General features: G+C 69.4%; 13 protein-coding genes and 1 pseudogene. 4 read left to right on the top strand and 10 right to left on the bottom strand.

Annotation, left to right across the window (positions count from 1 at the left end):
* Nucleotides 1–77 (bottom strand): annotated as a pseudogene (locus AB0M28_RS27925) (alpha/beta hydrolase); the annotation flags it as partial.
* Nucleotides 78–312: 235 nt separating this feature from the next.
* Here AB0M28_RS27925 and AB0M28_RS27920 point away from each other — a divergent pair.
* Together AB0M28_RS27920 and AB0M28_RS27915 are read left to right on the top strand one after the other, a co-directional pair.
* A complete protein-coding gene (locus AB0M28_RS27920) occupies nucleotides 313–804 on the top strand; it encodes an amino acid transporter (RefSeq protein WP_365410689.1) in 492 nt (163 codons plus the stop codon).
* A gap of 183 nt (nucleotides 805–987) precedes the next feature.
* Entirely contained in the window at nucleotides 988–1,713 is a 726-nt protein-coding gene (locus tag AB0M28_RS27915) for a hypothetical protein (RefSeq protein WP_365410686.1), read from the top strand.
* A 57-nt stretch (nucleotides 1,714–1,770) separates the two neighbouring features.
* On the opposite strand, the gene AB0M28_RS27910 is transcribed toward AB0M28_RS27915, so the two are convergent.
* The gene (locus tag AB0M28_RS27910) at nucleotides 1,771–4,503 is read right to left on the bottom strand and encodes a replicative DNA helicase (protein ID WP_365410683.1); all 2,733 of its coding nucleotides are present in this window, start codon (nucleotides 4,501–4,503) and stop codon (nucleotides 1,771–1,773) included.
* A gap of 451 nt (nucleotides 4,504–4,954) precedes the next feature.
* Between AB0M28_RS27910 and AB0M28_RS27905 the strand changes: the two genes are divergently transcribed.
* On the top strand, nucleotides 4,955–6,313 hold the full coding sequence (locus tag AB0M28_RS27905; RefSeq protein WP_365410680.1) for an MATE family efflux transporter: 1,359 nt from the start codon (nucleotides 4,955–4,957) through the stop codon (nucleotides 6,311–6,313).
* On the opposite strand, the gene AB0M28_RS27900 is transcribed toward AB0M28_RS27905, so the two are convergent.
* The 8 genes from AB0M28_RS27900 to rpsF all read right to left on the bottom strand — a co-directional run bounded on the left by AB0M28_RS27900 (nucleotide 6,264) and on the right by rpsF (nucleotide 12,405).
* Entirely contained in the window at nucleotides 6,264–7,286 is a 1,023-nt protein-coding gene (locus AB0M28_RS27900) for a hypothetical protein (RefSeq protein ID WP_365410677.1), read from the bottom strand. The two genes, AB0M28_RS27905 and AB0M28_RS27900, sit on opposite strands and share 50 nt — an antisense overlap.
* A complete protein-coding gene (locus AB0M28_RS27895; RefSeq protein WP_365410674.1) occupies nucleotides 7,283–8,368 on the bottom strand; it encodes a hypothetical protein in 1,086 nt (361 codons plus the stop codon). Before AB0M28_RS27895 ends, AB0M28_RS27900 begins: the two co-directional genes overlap by 4 nt.
* Nucleotides 8,365–8,865 carry a DUF4188 domain-containing protein gene (locus AB0M28_RS27890; RefSeq protein ID WP_365410671.1) on the bottom strand — a complete coding sequence of 167 codons (501 nt, stop codon included), beginning with the start codon at nucleotides 8,863–8,865 and terminating at the stop codon, nucleotides 8,365–8,367. Before AB0M28_RS27890 ends, AB0M28_RS27895 begins: the two co-directional genes overlap by 4 nt.
* Entirely contained in the window at nucleotides 8,865–10,445 is a 1,581-nt protein-coding gene (locus tag AB0M28_RS27885; protein ID WP_365410668.1) for a phenylacetate--CoA ligase family protein, read from the bottom strand. The genes AB0M28_RS27890 and AB0M28_RS27885 overlap by 1 nt, the downstream gene beginning before the upstream one ends.
* Nucleotides 10,446–10,637: 192 nt before the next feature.
* Entirely contained in the window at nucleotides 10,638–11,084 is a 447-nt protein-coding gene (gene rplI / locus AB0M28_RS27880; protein WP_365410665.1) for a 50S ribosomal protein L9, read from the bottom strand.
* 19 nt (nucleotides 11,085–11,103) lie between these two features.
* Nucleotides 11,104–11,340 carry a 30S ribosomal protein S18 gene (gene rpsR, locus AB0M28_RS27875; protein ID WP_014143881.1) on the bottom strand — a complete coding sequence of 79 codons (237 nt, stop codon included), beginning with the start codon at nucleotides 11,338–11,340 and terminating at the stop codon, nucleotides 11,104–11,106.
* Nucleotides 11,341–11,424: 84 nt separating this feature from the next.
* Nucleotides 11,425–12,000: a single-stranded DNA-binding protein gene (locus AB0M28_RS27870; protein ID WP_365410662.1), complete on the bottom strand. Its 576-nt coding sequence runs from the start codon at nucleotides 11,998–12,000 to the stop codon at nucleotides 11,425–11,427.
* Between the two features lie 114 nt (nucleotides 12,001–12,114).
* A complete protein-coding gene (rpsF, locus tag AB0M28_RS27865; RefSeq protein ID WP_365410659.1) occupies nucleotides 12,115–12,405 on the bottom strand; it encodes a 30S ribosomal protein S6 in 291 nt (96 codons plus the stop codon).
* Between the two features lie 280 nt (nucleotides 12,406–12,685).
* Here rpsF and AB0M28_RS27860 point away from each other — a divergent pair, with 280 nt between their 5' ends.
* A complete protein-coding gene (locus AB0M28_RS27860) occupies nucleotides 12,686–13,000 on the top strand; it encodes a hypothetical protein (RefSeq protein WP_365410656.1) in 315 nt (104 codons plus the stop codon).
* Nucleotides 13,001–13,060: the final 60 nt, after the last annotated feature.

Below are 13,060 nucleotides of genomic sequence, written 5' to 3'. Positions count from 1 at the left end.
GTGCCGGGAATCTCACCGAGGAGGAATTCGCGCTCGAGGACGCCGTCGTCGAGACGCTGCTCAGAAATGAAGCGCATGATCGTGCCTTTCGGGAGTGCGCGTGAACGGCGCTCCCGGACGACGACCTATCGCCCGACCGTGACCCCGAAGGAGAGCACCCATGTCGTTACTGCGTTCACGGGTACCACCTCCTCGCTCTCTCGCACGGCCGCCGACACCCTAACAACGGCCGGGGCGCCCCGCGAGCGGGTTTTCCCCCGCGGACGAATCCGCTCGCCGCGCAGACTGATCTCTCCTACCCTGCGTCGCGTGATGACGGCTGAAGACGTGTTGTCCATCCTGACCCTGCTACGACGCGCAGAGGTGGACATCTGGATCGGCGGCGGCTGGGGCATCGACGCCCTGCTCGGCGAACAGACCCGGGACCACCGCGACCTGGACCTGATGCACCGGCAGGACCAGGAGGCCACGGTCGTGACAGCACTCTCCGAGGCGGGCTTCGCGGAGACCGTGAACTGGCGACCCATCCGCTTCGTACTCACGGCCCCCGACGGCCGGGAACTCGACCTGCACCCCCTGACCTTCGCACCCGACGGCTCGGCAACCCAGGCGTCCCCCACCCCGGACCGCCCCTTCACCTACCCCGCCACAAGCTTCGTGACAGGCACCATCAAGGGAACGACGGTCCCCTGCCTCTCCGCCGCCCAACAGGTCTACTTCCACCAGGGCTACGAACCCACCCCCCGCGACCACCACGACATGGCCCAACTCCGCCAAGCCTTCGGCATCGCCACCCACTTCTGAGAAGCGCCTACGCCACAAGGCCGCTGTTCCGCTGGACGAGGGTTGGTGACACGGCCGCCAGGTCGGTGGCGATCCGCGATCGGTTGCCCTGCGTCGTGTCCGGCGGGTCACTCGCGGACTCATCAAGCCAGGCCCGCATACGCGCACTCGCCGGTGGCCACCTGGACAGGGTTGAATGCCGGAATGGACGCCTGGGCGCATCTGCATGACTGCTGGTTCGAGGTAGACCGCGTTCCGCAGTTGTTGGAGAGAGTCGAGCATGATGACGACCAAGAGGCGTGGAAGGAGCTGGGATGGAGGCTCGTTCTCGAGAATGACCTGGTATCCCCGGCTGGTTTCGCTGCCCTGAAGCCCCTGGTGCGCCTAGCGCCGCGCAGCGCGGAAGCACGCGCCCTGGCAGGAGAGATTCTCGAGCGTGCGGCAGGACACCATGGCTGCGATGATCTCTTGGCGGAGTGCGCTGGTGCCATCGCGGAGTTCCGCGAAGTGCTGCTCCGACACCTGCAGTCCCGGCCGGCCGACTTCCTCATGTCCTTGCGTGCCCCGCTCGCGGCCGAGGAGGAGTACCACTGGGCAGCGGCTCTGGGCGACTTCGAGGACGACTTCTATGACGTGACGTGTCCGCACTGTGGCGTAGGGGTCAGGATCGCCATCGGCAACTACGGGCGGTACTCCGCGATCCAGGACTGGAACCTGGGCGACGTGGAACGAAGGGACCTGCGACCGGTGGTCAGCGAGGAACTGACCGGAACTGGCAGGTGGATGTTCGAGACGGCCGCCCAAGCAGGTCAGAAGGCACTCGCCGAAGGAATTGCCCATCTATTCGGGCGGGCGGAATGCCCGGCCTGTGCCAGCGTCTTCAACGTCGCGGACGAGTACACCTCCGCCAATCGTCCTGTCATGCGATAAATCGCATAGAAACGGACGGCGCCTCGGCCACGCCTCAGCCGGTGACAGTCGCGCACCCTACGTCTGCGCCATGTCCACGAACCGCGAGTAGTGCCCCTGGAACGCCACCGTGATCGTCGCCGTCGGGCCGTTGCGGTGCTTCGCCACGATCAGGTCGGCCTCGCCTGCGCGTGGGGACTCCTTCTCGTACGCGTCCTCGCGGTGCAGCAGGATCACCATGTCCGCGTCCTGCTCGATGCTGTTGTGGATGTTGATGCCATTGGCGATGAAGTTGTGCGTGCCGAGCACCGTCGCGTCGTAAACCTCCTGCTCGCCCAACGACTCGATGGAAACCACCTCGTCCCAGAACACGTCACTGGTCGCGAGCATCTCCAGATCAGCGCTCTTCAGCACCTCGGCGACCCTCGACAGACGCACACGGCTCGGGGCCGTCTTGTACAACGCCCCGCCGCAGTACCGCGTGCCGAGCGACGACTGGAACTCCCTCGTGGTCACCGACCGATCGCGCATGAGGGAGCGGACCGTATCCCAGACGTCCTTGGGCACGGTGTCGATGTTCGTGTTGGACCTGACACCGGCCAACCGCTCCGACGCCGCGATGACCTGAACCGCACGCTCACCGTGCACCCCGATGTGCTCCAGGAAACGACGCTGGTCATCGGCTCCGGACACATCCACGGTCCAACCGGGACGCCCCTTGGTGTTGCCCACAGCGCGCAACCGGGACCGGATATCGAATCGCAGCAGCAACTGCTGCAGATCCCGCGCCAGCCTCTCGCTCGTCGTGGCGTAGTAGACCCGCACGGCACCCTTCCCGGACACCGTCACCGAACCGTCCGTCGCCCACAGATGGCGAAGGAACAACCGCACCTGGGCGTCAGGCAGCCCGAAGACCGCAGACGGCAGGAACTTCTCGTGCGCCCGCTTGCCGTACAGCCCGAACGTGTCGAGCCAAGCGGCGATCGGGTTGCGGCGACCGTGAGTCAGCCGGAACGGCGCGGGCAGATACACATGGGACCACGAGCCCTGCGCCACCCGACGCGGCGTGATGCCGAAGTGTTCGGCCGCCGTCTCGACCGCGGTCAGATTCGCCTCGTCCTTACTCGTGTAGTGAACCGGCTGCCGCGGAGCGACGCAGCCGTCACCCAGCATGTGGGCGAGCAGGACGACCTCGGCCTCAGGCCAAGGCCGCGTCTGCTCAGGCGCGTCGATCCGCCGCGGTACAGCGACACGAGATCCCTGCGCCAGCTCGCCCAATGGCTGCCAGCCGTCATAGGTGAGGAAGGGATGGTTCGAGGTCGCCTCGATCTCCCTCCCCGACGCCAGCTTCAGCCGGAAGACCTCCTTGGTGCCGCTGGGGAAGACGTGTGTCATCGTCCGCGGCACAAGGCGCAGCTGGTCGTCCAACGACCACACCGGGATGTTCCGCGCCCCGCTCCGCAGGAGCTCACCCATCGTGACCTCAGCCCCGGTATCGGCGCGCAGCACCCGCGTGGACGCCGTGACACAACCCGACTCACGCAGGTCCGACACCATCGGCTTCTTGTCCGTGCGCTGCTCCGGACCACGGTTCAGCTGCGACAGCGCGATCACCGGGACCTCGAGCTCCTTCGCCAGCAGCTTGAGGTTTCGGGACATCTCCGACACCTCCTGCTGACGCGACTCCGGGCGGCGCGAGCCGCCCGACTGCATCAGCTGGAGGTAGTCGATCACGACGAGCTGCAGATCGCTGCGCTGCTTCAGCCGCCGGCACTTCGCCCGGATCTCCATCATCGACAGGTTCGGCGAGTCGTCGATGTACAGCGGCGCCCCGGACACATCCGGCATCCGCCGCGCCAGCCGCGTCCAGTCCTCGTCCGTCATCGTCCCGGACCGCATGTGGTGCAACGCCACCCGCGCCTCCGCCGACAGCAGACGCATCGCGATCTCGTTACGCCCCATCTCCAGAGAGAAGATGACACTGGGCAGATTGCTCTTGATTGAGCATGCACGCGCAAAATCCAGGGCCAACGTCGATTTGCCCATCGCCGGGCGGGCCGCGATGACGATCATCTGGCCCGGGTGCAGGCCGTTCGTCAGGGAGTCCAGGTCCGTGAAGCCCGTCGGGACGCCGGACATCTGGCCGCTGCGGGAGCCGATCGCCTCGATCTCGTCGAGGGCGCCCTCCATGATGTCGCCCAGCGGGAGATAGTCCTCCGACGTGCGCTGCTCCGTGACCGCGTAGATCTCCGCCTGGGCGGAGTTCACGATCTCGTCGACGTCGCCGTCCGCCGCGTACCCCATCTGCGTGATCCGCGTGCCCGCCTCGACCAGGCGGCGCAGCACGGCGCGCTCGTGGACGATCTCCGCGTAGTACTCGGCGTTGGCGGCCGTCGGCACCGTCTGCACCAGGGTGTGCAGATACGGGGAGCCGCCGACGCGGGTGATCTCGCCGCGCTTGGTCAGCTCCGCCGCGACCGTGATCGGGTCGGCCGGCTCGCCCTTCGCGTACAGGTCGAGGATCGCGGTGTAGATCGTCTCGTGCGCCGGGCGGTAGAAGTCGTGGCCCTTCAGGACCTCGACGACGTCCGCGATCGCGTCCTTGGAGAGCATCATGCCGCCGAGGACGGACTGCTCCGCGTCCAGGTCCTGGGGCGGGACGCGCTCGAAACCGGACGGGCCGCCGAAGGCGTCGTCCTCGGGCCCGCGGTCGTGCTGCTCGCCGCCGCGGCCGCGCCGGTTGAAGGGGAGACGGTCGCCGGGTGCGCCGTTGGGGCGGCCGGTCTGGCGCTCGTCCACGTAGTCCGTCATCCCCGCCCCCTCCTTCAGTCGCGTCTTCCATTACTACGGCACGGGTCTGACACCTGAGAGTCCGCGTTCCGCTTACGCCGCCTGTGTCGGGTGGTCGCAGTGGTCGCGGAGTGCCGGATGACGCCAGTCGGCTGACCCACGTTAGGTGGGGTGGGGGCACCACGCCAATCCCGCTGTCCACAGGAGGGTGTGGATGACTGTGGACAACTTGTGGATAGGTCCGGGATTGCTGGGGACGGGCCGGTGGACAGCCCTGTGGACCGTCCCGCGGGAACCCGATGATCAGCCCTCTGACCTGCGGACTCTTCGTCCACCGCCGGTGGAGGAGAAAAAGTTGCCCGTCTGGCGGAAAGTCATGTCAAGAGGGCGGCTCCAGGACCCCGGATCCCGTGGTGTCGTAATACCCACAGACCAATTGCGTCCATTACCTGTGGAAGATTAGATTGGCTGTATGACTCACGCTCGCGCCACCACCTCCCGCACCCCACGGGACAAGCAGACCCTGCGCCGCCACGACCGTGAGATCGTCGCGCTCGCCGTGCCGGCGTTCGGCGCGCTGGTCGCCGAGCCGCTCTTCGTCCTCGTCGACAGCGCCATCGTCGGCCATCTGGGCACCCCGCAACTGGCCGGGCTCGGCGTCGCCGCCTCGCTGCTGATGACCGCGGTGAGCGTCTTCGTCTTCCTCGCGTACGCCACCACCGCCGCCGTCGCCCGGCGGGTCGGCGCCGGGGACCTGCCGGCCGCGATACGTCAGGGAGTGGACGGCATCTGGCTGGCCCTGGCGATCGGGGCGGTGCTGGTCGCCGTGACGATCCCGGCCGCGCCCTCGGTGGTCGACGCGTTCGGGGCGTCGGCGACGGCGGCGCCGCACGCGGTGACGTATCTGCGGATCAGCGCGCTGGGCATCCCGGCGATGCTCGTGGTCTTCGCGGCGACGGGCGTGCTGCGCGGACTGCAGGACACCCGCACCCCGCTGTACGTGGCGGTCGGCGGTTTCGCGGCGAACGCCGGGCTGAACGCGCTGCTGGTGTACGGGGCCGGGCTGGGGATCGCCGGTTCGGCGTGGGGCACGGTGATCGCGCAGATCGCGATGGCCGCGGTGTATCTGGCCGTGGTGGTGCGGGGGGCGCGCCGGCACGGGGCGCCGCTGCGGCCGGACGTGGCGGGGATCCGCGCCTCCGCCCAGGCGGGGGCGCCGCTGCTGGTGCGGACGCTCGCGCTGCGGGCGGTGCTGCTGATCGCGACGGCGGTGGCGACGCGGCTGGGCGACGAGGAGATCGCGGCGCACCAGGTGGTGGTGGGGCTCTGGTCGCTGCTGGCGTACGCGCTGGACGCGATCGCGATCGCCGGTCAGGCGATCATCGGCCGGTGTCTGGGTGCGGGGGACGGCGAGGGTGCGCGGGTGGCGTGCCGGCGGATGGTGCAGTGGGGTGTCGCCACGGGGGTGGTGCTGGGGGTGCTGCTGGTGGCGGCCCGGCCGCTGGTGCTGCCGCTGTTCACCTCGGATCCGGCGGTGCAGGACGCGCTGCTGCCGGCGCTGCTGGTGGTGGCGTTGACGCAGCCGGTGGCGGGGGTGGTGTTCGTGCTGGACGGTGTGCTGATGGGTGCGGGGGACGGTCCGTATCTGGCGTGGGCGATGCTGGTGACGCTGGTGCTGTTCGCGCCGGCGGCGTTCGCCGTACCGGCCCTGGGGGGTGGGCTGGCGGCGTTGTGGGCGGCGATGACGCTGATGATGCTGGTGCGGATGGTGACGCTGTGGCTCAGGGCGCGGTCGGGGCGCTGGGTGGTGACGGGCGCCGTACGGGCCTGAGCGCGGGTGTGTCGACGGCGATCCGGGCCGAGCGGTGTACGGGCCCGGCCGGCCGGCCGGCGCGGAAGACGGCGAGGGGGCGGGCGCCGACCCGGCGGTGGAGGGTCTCGGCGGTGCGCGGGCAGTCGATGAGCTGGCTGAGCGGGTGGACGGCGTAGCCGAGTTCGGTGAGGGCGTACCAGGTGCGGACCAGGTCGCGGCCGGCGTCGATCATCTCCTCGGGGCCGGCGGGCTGGCCGGTGAGGACGAGGACGCTGCCGTCGTAGTCGAGGAGTGCGGACTGGCTGCGGGCGAGGACGCCGGGGAGTCCGAGGCCGCCGAGCGGTCGGTACGCGCGCAGGGCGGCGCGCAGTCCGAGGGCTTCGAGGCGGGTCAAGGCGAGGGCGGGGGCGGTGAGGCCGTCCTCGGCGCGGCGGTCGCCGAGGCGGAGCCAGTGGCCGAGCTCGCGGACGACGGGGGGTGTGGTCCACATCCAGGTGTCGGCGCGCCGGGACTGGCGCAGGAGTTCGCGGGCGGCGAGTTCCATCAGTCCGGTGTGGTTCAGCTGGGCGGCGACCTGGTCCAGGACGCGGGTGGTGAGCCGGCCGGGGTCGTAGGCGCCGCGGTGGCAGCCGCGGGCTTCTACGGTGCGGGTGGTGTACGGGGTGTCGTACGGGCGGTCGGCGGGGAGCAGCCGGGCGACGGTGCGGCGGTCGGTGTCGACGCCGATCTCGGCGCGTACGGCCAGGCCCGCGTCGGTGGCGACGATGAGGGCGGTCTCGATGAAGGCGCCCAGCGACAGGTACAGATCGCGGCGGGTGGGGTCGCCGGCGGGGAGTTCGCGGGCCGGGTCCCAGCCGACGACGGCTTCGTCGCGGTGGTGGCGCAGGGTCCAGGGCTGGGTGTTGTGGGCGCTGGGGGCGCGTCGTATGTGGGCTTCGTGGGCGCGGAGTTCGTCGGTCCAGGTCCTGGTCGTGGTGTGGGTCTGCTTCATCGTGTGTTCCGCTCGTAGAAGGTGTGCCCGTGCAGTGGTCGGCCGCCGATGCGCCGGTACGAGGCGGCGCTGGCGGGGTTGGTGTGTTCGACGTAGGTGGAGCGCAGGGTGTGGTAGCCGGCTGCGCGGAGGTTCCGGGTGAGTTCGCGGGAGAGGAGGGTGAGGTAGCCCTTGCCCTGTTCGGCGGGGACGGTGCCCTTGATGATCAGGACGGCTTCGCGGCGGTGGCGGCGCCGGGTGGCGAGGAGCTTGAGTTGCTGGGGGAGGGCCATGCGGCCGCCGTGGCGCATGAGGAAGGGCGAGATGTCGGGGAGGGCGAGGACGAAGGCGACGGGCTGTTCGTCCCGGGTGAGGAAGAGGAGCAGGCTCTCGTCCAGGAGGTGGGCGAGGCCGTCGGTCTGGGCGGCGAGTTTCTCCGCGGAGATCTCGGTGTAGTAGCCGAGCTGGGCGAAGGAGGCGTTGAGCATGGCGCGCAGCAGGGGCAGCTGGGTGGTGAGCCGGCGCCGGTTTCCGCGGTGGATGCGCAGTCCTTCGGTGCGCAGGCGTGTGTCGTCGAAGGGGTAGGCGGTGTCGGGGTCGGTGGCCTGGAGGTTCTCGCAGATCCAGGTGTCGGCTTCGAAGGCGGGGCTGAAGCCGTGCTGGAGGTAGGCGGTGGGGTAGTGGGCGGGGTTCCAGGCGGAGTCGACGAAGCCGCGCTGCTCGAAGCCGGAGGTGATGACGCCGCCGGTTTCGTTGGGCAGCAGGGCGACGGGGCCGAAGAGGCGGTCGGTGTCGTGTCCGTGGGCGGCGGCCAGGGCGAAGAGGACGCCGGCGACGGCGCTGTCGGTGAACTCGGTGAGGCCGAAGAGCTGCTGTGTGACGCCGCGTTTGGCGTCGAAGGCGGCGTCGCGGTGGAGGCAGATCCGGCCGACGGGGTTGCCGGCGGTGTCGTAGGCGAGGTGGAGGCTGGTGGCTCCGGTGGCGTACCAGCGCTTGATCTGGTCCTGGAGCAGGGGGACGTAGCGGTCGCGGGGGTGCAGGCGCAGGGGCAGTTCGATGAAGTCGCGCAGGGCGCGGCGGTCGGTCACGGGGGCGGTCGTCACGGGGTGTCCGCCTTGCGTGTTTCACGTGAAACACGCGACTCGGCGCGCGCGGTCCGGTGGCGTACGGGCTTGTCCTGGTGCTCGGTGGAGAGCCGGGCGAAGTGCTCGATATGGCCGAGGCGTCCGTCCTCGGCCCGCCAGTTGCCGTTGGTGTAGCCGTGCGGGCTCGCGGTGTAGATGCGGATGAAGCCGGCGCGGGCGCGCTTGGTGCCGTGGTCGGTGAGCCAGCACATGAGCTCGTGGTGGGCGCGGCCGCGGGCGAACTTGTTGAGGGAGTCGGTATCGGTGAAGAAGGCGATGGTGCCGAGGGTGAGCGGGGTGCGCCAGTAGACCTTGTGCCAGACGTAGCCGCGGTGGCGCTTCATCTCGCGGAGCATGCGCAGCCACAGCGGAGTGAGGGTGAGCAGGGTCCAGGGGCTGCGGTAGTGGGTGGCACCGACGAACATGGCGCCCGCCGGGCCGGGTCCGGGAGTGAGGGAGAAGTCGGTGCTGCGCATCAGGCGGCCTTTCCGTGGCGTACCAGATAGGTGTTCTTGATCTTGTGGTGGCCGGCGAAGGGCCCGGTGCCGTACGCGTGGATCTCGACGGCCAGCTCGCCGGCGGAGTCGTCCTCGGTGAGGGACTGGGCGAAGTCGCGGCTGGCGGTGGCGAGGTGGCGCAGTACGCCGGCGCGGCAGACGGCGGCGAGCGCGTCGCGGTCGACGACGGTGCCGGCGGCCGGGTCCGCGGCGGCGTCGGCGTCGGCGTTCGCACGGAGCTGGACGTGGACGACGGGGCGGGCGTCGAGGCCGTCCTGGAGTCCCAGGCAGAAGCCCTCGATGTGCTCGGCGTGCGGATTGCCGGCGTACAGCCCGTACTCCACATCCTGGGGATAGATGTTGGCGCCCATGTAGGAGACGGTCGAGTCAGCCCGTCCGTACAGGAACAGCAGCGGCAGGCGCATCCGCTCGCGCAGGGCGGCGCGTTCGGCGGCGACGAGGAGGCCGGGGCGGGTGGCGGCGAGGTCGGTGAGGATCTCCCAGACCTGGGGGAAGTCGAGCAGGGCGGCCTCGTCGCCGATGTTGTAGCGGAGCTTCGGGGCCATCACGGCCGTGGAGTTGATGGTGCACAGCAGCTCGCCGCGTGCGGTGGTCTCCAGATAGGTCTCCAGCGGGTTGTACTGGAAGACCATCGGCAGCCGCCGTTCGTCCTCGCCCAGGAGGGCGGCGCGGGCCTCGGGGTCGTCGCGCATCAGTCGGCGCAGCCAGACGGTGAAGGTGGTCTCGCCGCCCATGCCGATGGTGAGGTCGGAGGCGCCGTAGCCGGAGCGGACCTTGCCGAAGACGTCGCCGACGTAGTCGCGCAGCGCCTCGGTCATGCCCTCGCCGCCGACCATGCCGGCGAGGCGGTAGCCGCCTTCGGTGAACCACTGCTCGCCGGCGAGGCGGTCGCGCAGGTGCTTCAGGAACGGCGGGTAGGCGGTGACGAGGTAGTCGTAGCGGGGCCCGAAGTGCCGCAGCGTGTCGACGATCTTCTCCAGATCGGGCCCGGTGTTCTTCACGGTGGCGATCCGGGCCATCGCGATACCGGTGTTGGTGCCGGTGGCCCAGGCGCCCATGGAGTAGGCGTTGACGACGAAGAGCCGCCGGGAGGGGAAGACGAGCGTGGTGTACCCGGCGACGTTGCGGTGCACGGTGTCCAGCTCGCGCTTGGAGCGCACCCAGTTGTACGGGGTGCCGCTGGACCCGGACGACTCGTCGACGACGCTGCCGGCGATCTCGACCTCGCCCTTCCAGCAGCGCTCGTGCTCGGGGTACGCCCTGACGTACCCCTCCTTGTCCGTGGCGGGGTAGGAGTCGAGGCGGAACCACCGGAACCGCCAGCCGCGCGCGGCCAGGTGCCGTTGGTACGCCGGTACGTCGAGCGCCGCGAACTGGCAGGTCATCCAGGCGTGGAGGCGGGCGAAGCGGCTCATCCAGGGCCGGTAGTTGCGCGCCATCAGCCGCCATACGGCGGGGTGGGCGCGGTAGGCGCCGTACAGCGCGGTGAGCGCGATGCTGATGAGCCGGAGGGTCCACTGCCGGATGAAGCTCGTCATGGGCATCACCCTGCCGGGGGACCCCGGGGGTGAGCATGCGCTCAGGTACTCAAACGGCGCCTAGGTACGGGCCGTACGGGGAGGGCCGAACGCCTGACGCGAAGGGGGCTGGGCGCCGACGCGAAGAACGCCGGGGCGCCAACGCGAAGAGGGCCACCCCCGAAGGGGTGACCCTCTCACGAACGCGAGGCGTTACGCGCCCTGAACCTCGAGGTTCACCTTGGCGGCGACCTCGGGGTGCAGACGCACGGACACCGAGTGGGTGCCCAGCGTCTTGATGGGCTGGGTGACCTCGATGCGGCGCTTGTCGACGTCCGGACCACCGGCGGCCTTGATCGCCGAAGCGATGTCGGCGGCGGTGACGGCACCGAACAGACGGCCGGCGTCGCCGGCGCGGCCCTTCAGGCGCACCTTGACGCCCTCGAGCTCGGCCTTGACGACGTTCGCCTGCTCCACCGACGCGATCTCGCGCAGCTTGCGGCCGCGGCGGATCTGCTCGACGTCCTTCTCGCCACCACGGGTCCAGCGGATCGCGAGACCGCGCGGGACCAGGTAGTTGCGGGCGTAGCCGTCCTTGACCTCGACAACGTCGCCGGGGCCACCGAGGCCGGTGACCTCGTGAGTGAGGATGATCTTCATGCTGTCGTCACCCTCCCTATCAGCGAGCGGTCGAGGTGTAGGGCAGCAGCGCCATCTCACGGCTGTTCTTCACGGCCGTGGCGACGTCACGCTGGTGCTGGGTGCAGTTGCCGGTCACACGACGGGCACGGATCTTGCCGCGGTCGGAAATGAACTTCCGCAGCAGGTTCGTGTCCTTGTAGTCGACGTACGTGACCTTGTCCTTGCAGAAAGCGCAGACCTTCTTCTTAGGCTTGCGCGGAGGCGGCTTAGCCATTGTCGTTCTCCATCTGGATCAAGAAGTTGTGTGGTGTGAGCCCTCGGGCCGGGGCCCGTGGCACCCCACCGAGCCGGAACCGGCTCAGAAGGGGGGCTCTTCGCCGTAGCCACCGCCGCCGCCGGAGCCACCGCCCCAGCCGCCGCCACCCTGCTGACCGCCACCCTGCTGACCGCCGGCGGGAGCGCCGGAGGCCCAGGGGTCGTTCGCCGGGGCGCCGCCGCCGGAGCCACCGCCGCCCTGCTGACCGCCACCCTGCTGGCCGCCACCGAAGCCGCCGCCCTGACGACCGCCGCCGGTGGTCTTGGTGACCTTGGCGGAGGCGTAGCGCAGCGACGGGCCGATCTCGTCGACCTCGAACTCGATGACCGTTCGCGTCTCGCCGTTCTGGGCTTCGTACGAACGCTGACGCAGCCGTCCCTGTGCGACGACCCGCGTGCCCTTCGTGAGCGTCTCGGCCACGTTCTCCGCGGCCTGGCGCCAGATGGACGAGCGGAGGTACAGCGTGTCGCCGTCCTTCCACTCGTTGGTCTGCCGGTCGAAGGTCCGGGGCGTCGAGGCGATCGTGAAGTTCGCGACGGCCGCACCGGACGGGGTGAAGCGCAGCTCGGGGTCACCGGTCAGGTTCCCGACGACTGTGATGACGGTCTCGCCTGCCATGTTTCTGACCTCTCGCTGTGTGCTTGCGGCTGCTGGGCCTGGTGTACGGGCTGGAGTGGTTTAGCGGTGAACTTGTTCAGCTACTGCTACGGCTTGCCCGTGTCCCGGACGACCTCAGTGGGTGTCGGGACGGAGGACCTTGGTCCGGAGGACCGACTCGTTCAGGTTCATCTGACGGTCGAGCTCCTTGACGACCGCAGGCTCGGCCTGCAGGTCGATGACCGAGTAGATGCCCTCGGGCTTCTTCTTGATCTCGTAGGAGAGACGACGACGGCCCCAGGTGTCGACCTTCTCCACCTTGCCGCTGCCCTCGCGGACAACGGACAGGAAGGACTCGATCAGCGGGGAGACTGCTCGCTCCTCGAGATCGGGGTCGAGGATGACCATCACCTCGTAGTGACGCATGTGTACCCACCTCCTCTGGACTCAGCGGCCACGGTCTTTCCGTGGCAGGAGGGTTTTTCTCTGCGTCGCAACCGTAGCGCCCGGCACTGACAACCCCTGAAGTTATCCACAGGGGAGGTCGGTGGGCACGCGCGCGTACGGTGCAGCGGTCAAGACTACCTGCCCGGGGCCTTCCGGTTGAAATCCGGTCATCATTCGCTGCAATCTGTACAGAACGGGTGTGACCCGGGTCACGGCCCGCCTCGTCCGGGGCGGGCCCGTCACCGTATGGAGGTGCCCCATGGCACAGGCAGCACCGCGTCAGCGCACCATCGGCCTCTTCGCCACCGACGGCAAGTCCCACACCAGGGTCGACGTCCTCGTCGGCGTCACGGTCGTCCTGGGCGCCCTGGCCCTGATCACATCCCTCTTCGACGAGCTGCACCTCGTGGCGTCCTGGGCGGGCCTGGTCGGCATCGCCACCGGCGCCTGGGGTCAGATGATCTCCGCGACGACCCGGGAGCGGTTCTTCCTCCTTCTCGGGCTCGGCGCGTCGGGACTGGGCTTCTTCCTCGGCATGGCACACGGCGGGCTCTTCGGCGGGGTCGTCGGATAGAGCCGGCTCGTCGGGTACGAGGGCGGGCCCGTCGTACGAGGGCGGGCTCGTCGGATAAGA

Origin of the sequence: Streptomyces sp. NPDC051940, assembly GCF_040680895.1 — a bacterium.
In the GTDB taxonomy this organism is placed as follows: Bacteria; Actinomycetota; Actinomycetes; order Streptomycetales; family Streptomycetaceae; genus Streptomyces.
The sequence above is the reverse complement of the archived record's forward strand: the minus strand, read 5'-3'. Positions and strand labels throughout refer to the sequence as shown.

Coding starts and splice junctions, on each gene's coding strand:
- AB0M28_RS27920 (WP_365410689.1), top strand. CDS start 313: ATGACGGCTGAAGACGTGTTGTCCATCCTGACCCTGCTACGACGCGCA.
- AB0M28_RS27915 (WP_365410686.1), top strand. CDS start 988: ATGGACGCCTGGGCGCATCTGCATGACTGCTGGTTCGAGGTAGACCGC.
- AB0M28_RS27910 (WP_365410683.1), bottom strand. CDS start 4,503: ATGACGGACTACGTGGACGAGCGCCAGACCGGCCGCCCCAACGGCGCA.
- AB0M28_RS27905 (WP_365410680.1), top strand. CDS start 4,955: ATGACTCACGCTCGCGCCACCACCTCCCGCACCCCACGGGACAAGCAG.
- AB0M28_RS27900 (WP_365410677.1), bottom strand. CDS start 7,286: ATGAAGCAGACCCACACCACGACCAGGACCTGGACCGACGAACTCCGC.
- AB0M28_RS27890 (WP_365410671.1), bottom strand. CDS start 8,865: ATGCGCAGCACCGACTTCTCCCTCACTCCCGGACCCGGCCCGGCGGGC.
- AB0M28_RS27885 (WP_365410668.1), bottom strand. CDS start 10,445: ATGACGAGCTTCATCCGGCAGTGGACCCTCCGGCTCATCAGCATCGCG.
- rplI (WP_365410665.1), bottom strand. CDS start 11,084: ATGAAGATCATCCTCACTCACGAGGTCACCGGCCTCGGTGGCCCCGGC.
- rpsR (WP_014143881.1), bottom strand. CDS start 11,340: ATGGCTAAGCCGCCTCCGCGCAAGCCTAAGAAGAAGGTCTGCGCTTTC.
- AB0M28_RS27870 (WP_365410662.1), bottom strand. CDS start 12,000: ATGGCAGGCGAGACCGTCATCACAGTCGTCGGGAACCTGACCGGTGAC.
- rpsF (WP_365410659.1), bottom strand. CDS start 12,405: ATGCGTCACTACGAGGTGATGGTCATCCTCGACCCCGATCTCGAGGAG.
- AB0M28_RS27860 (WP_365410656.1), top strand. CDS start 12,686: ATGGCACAGGCAGCACCGCGTCAGCGCACCATCGGCCTCTTCGCCACC.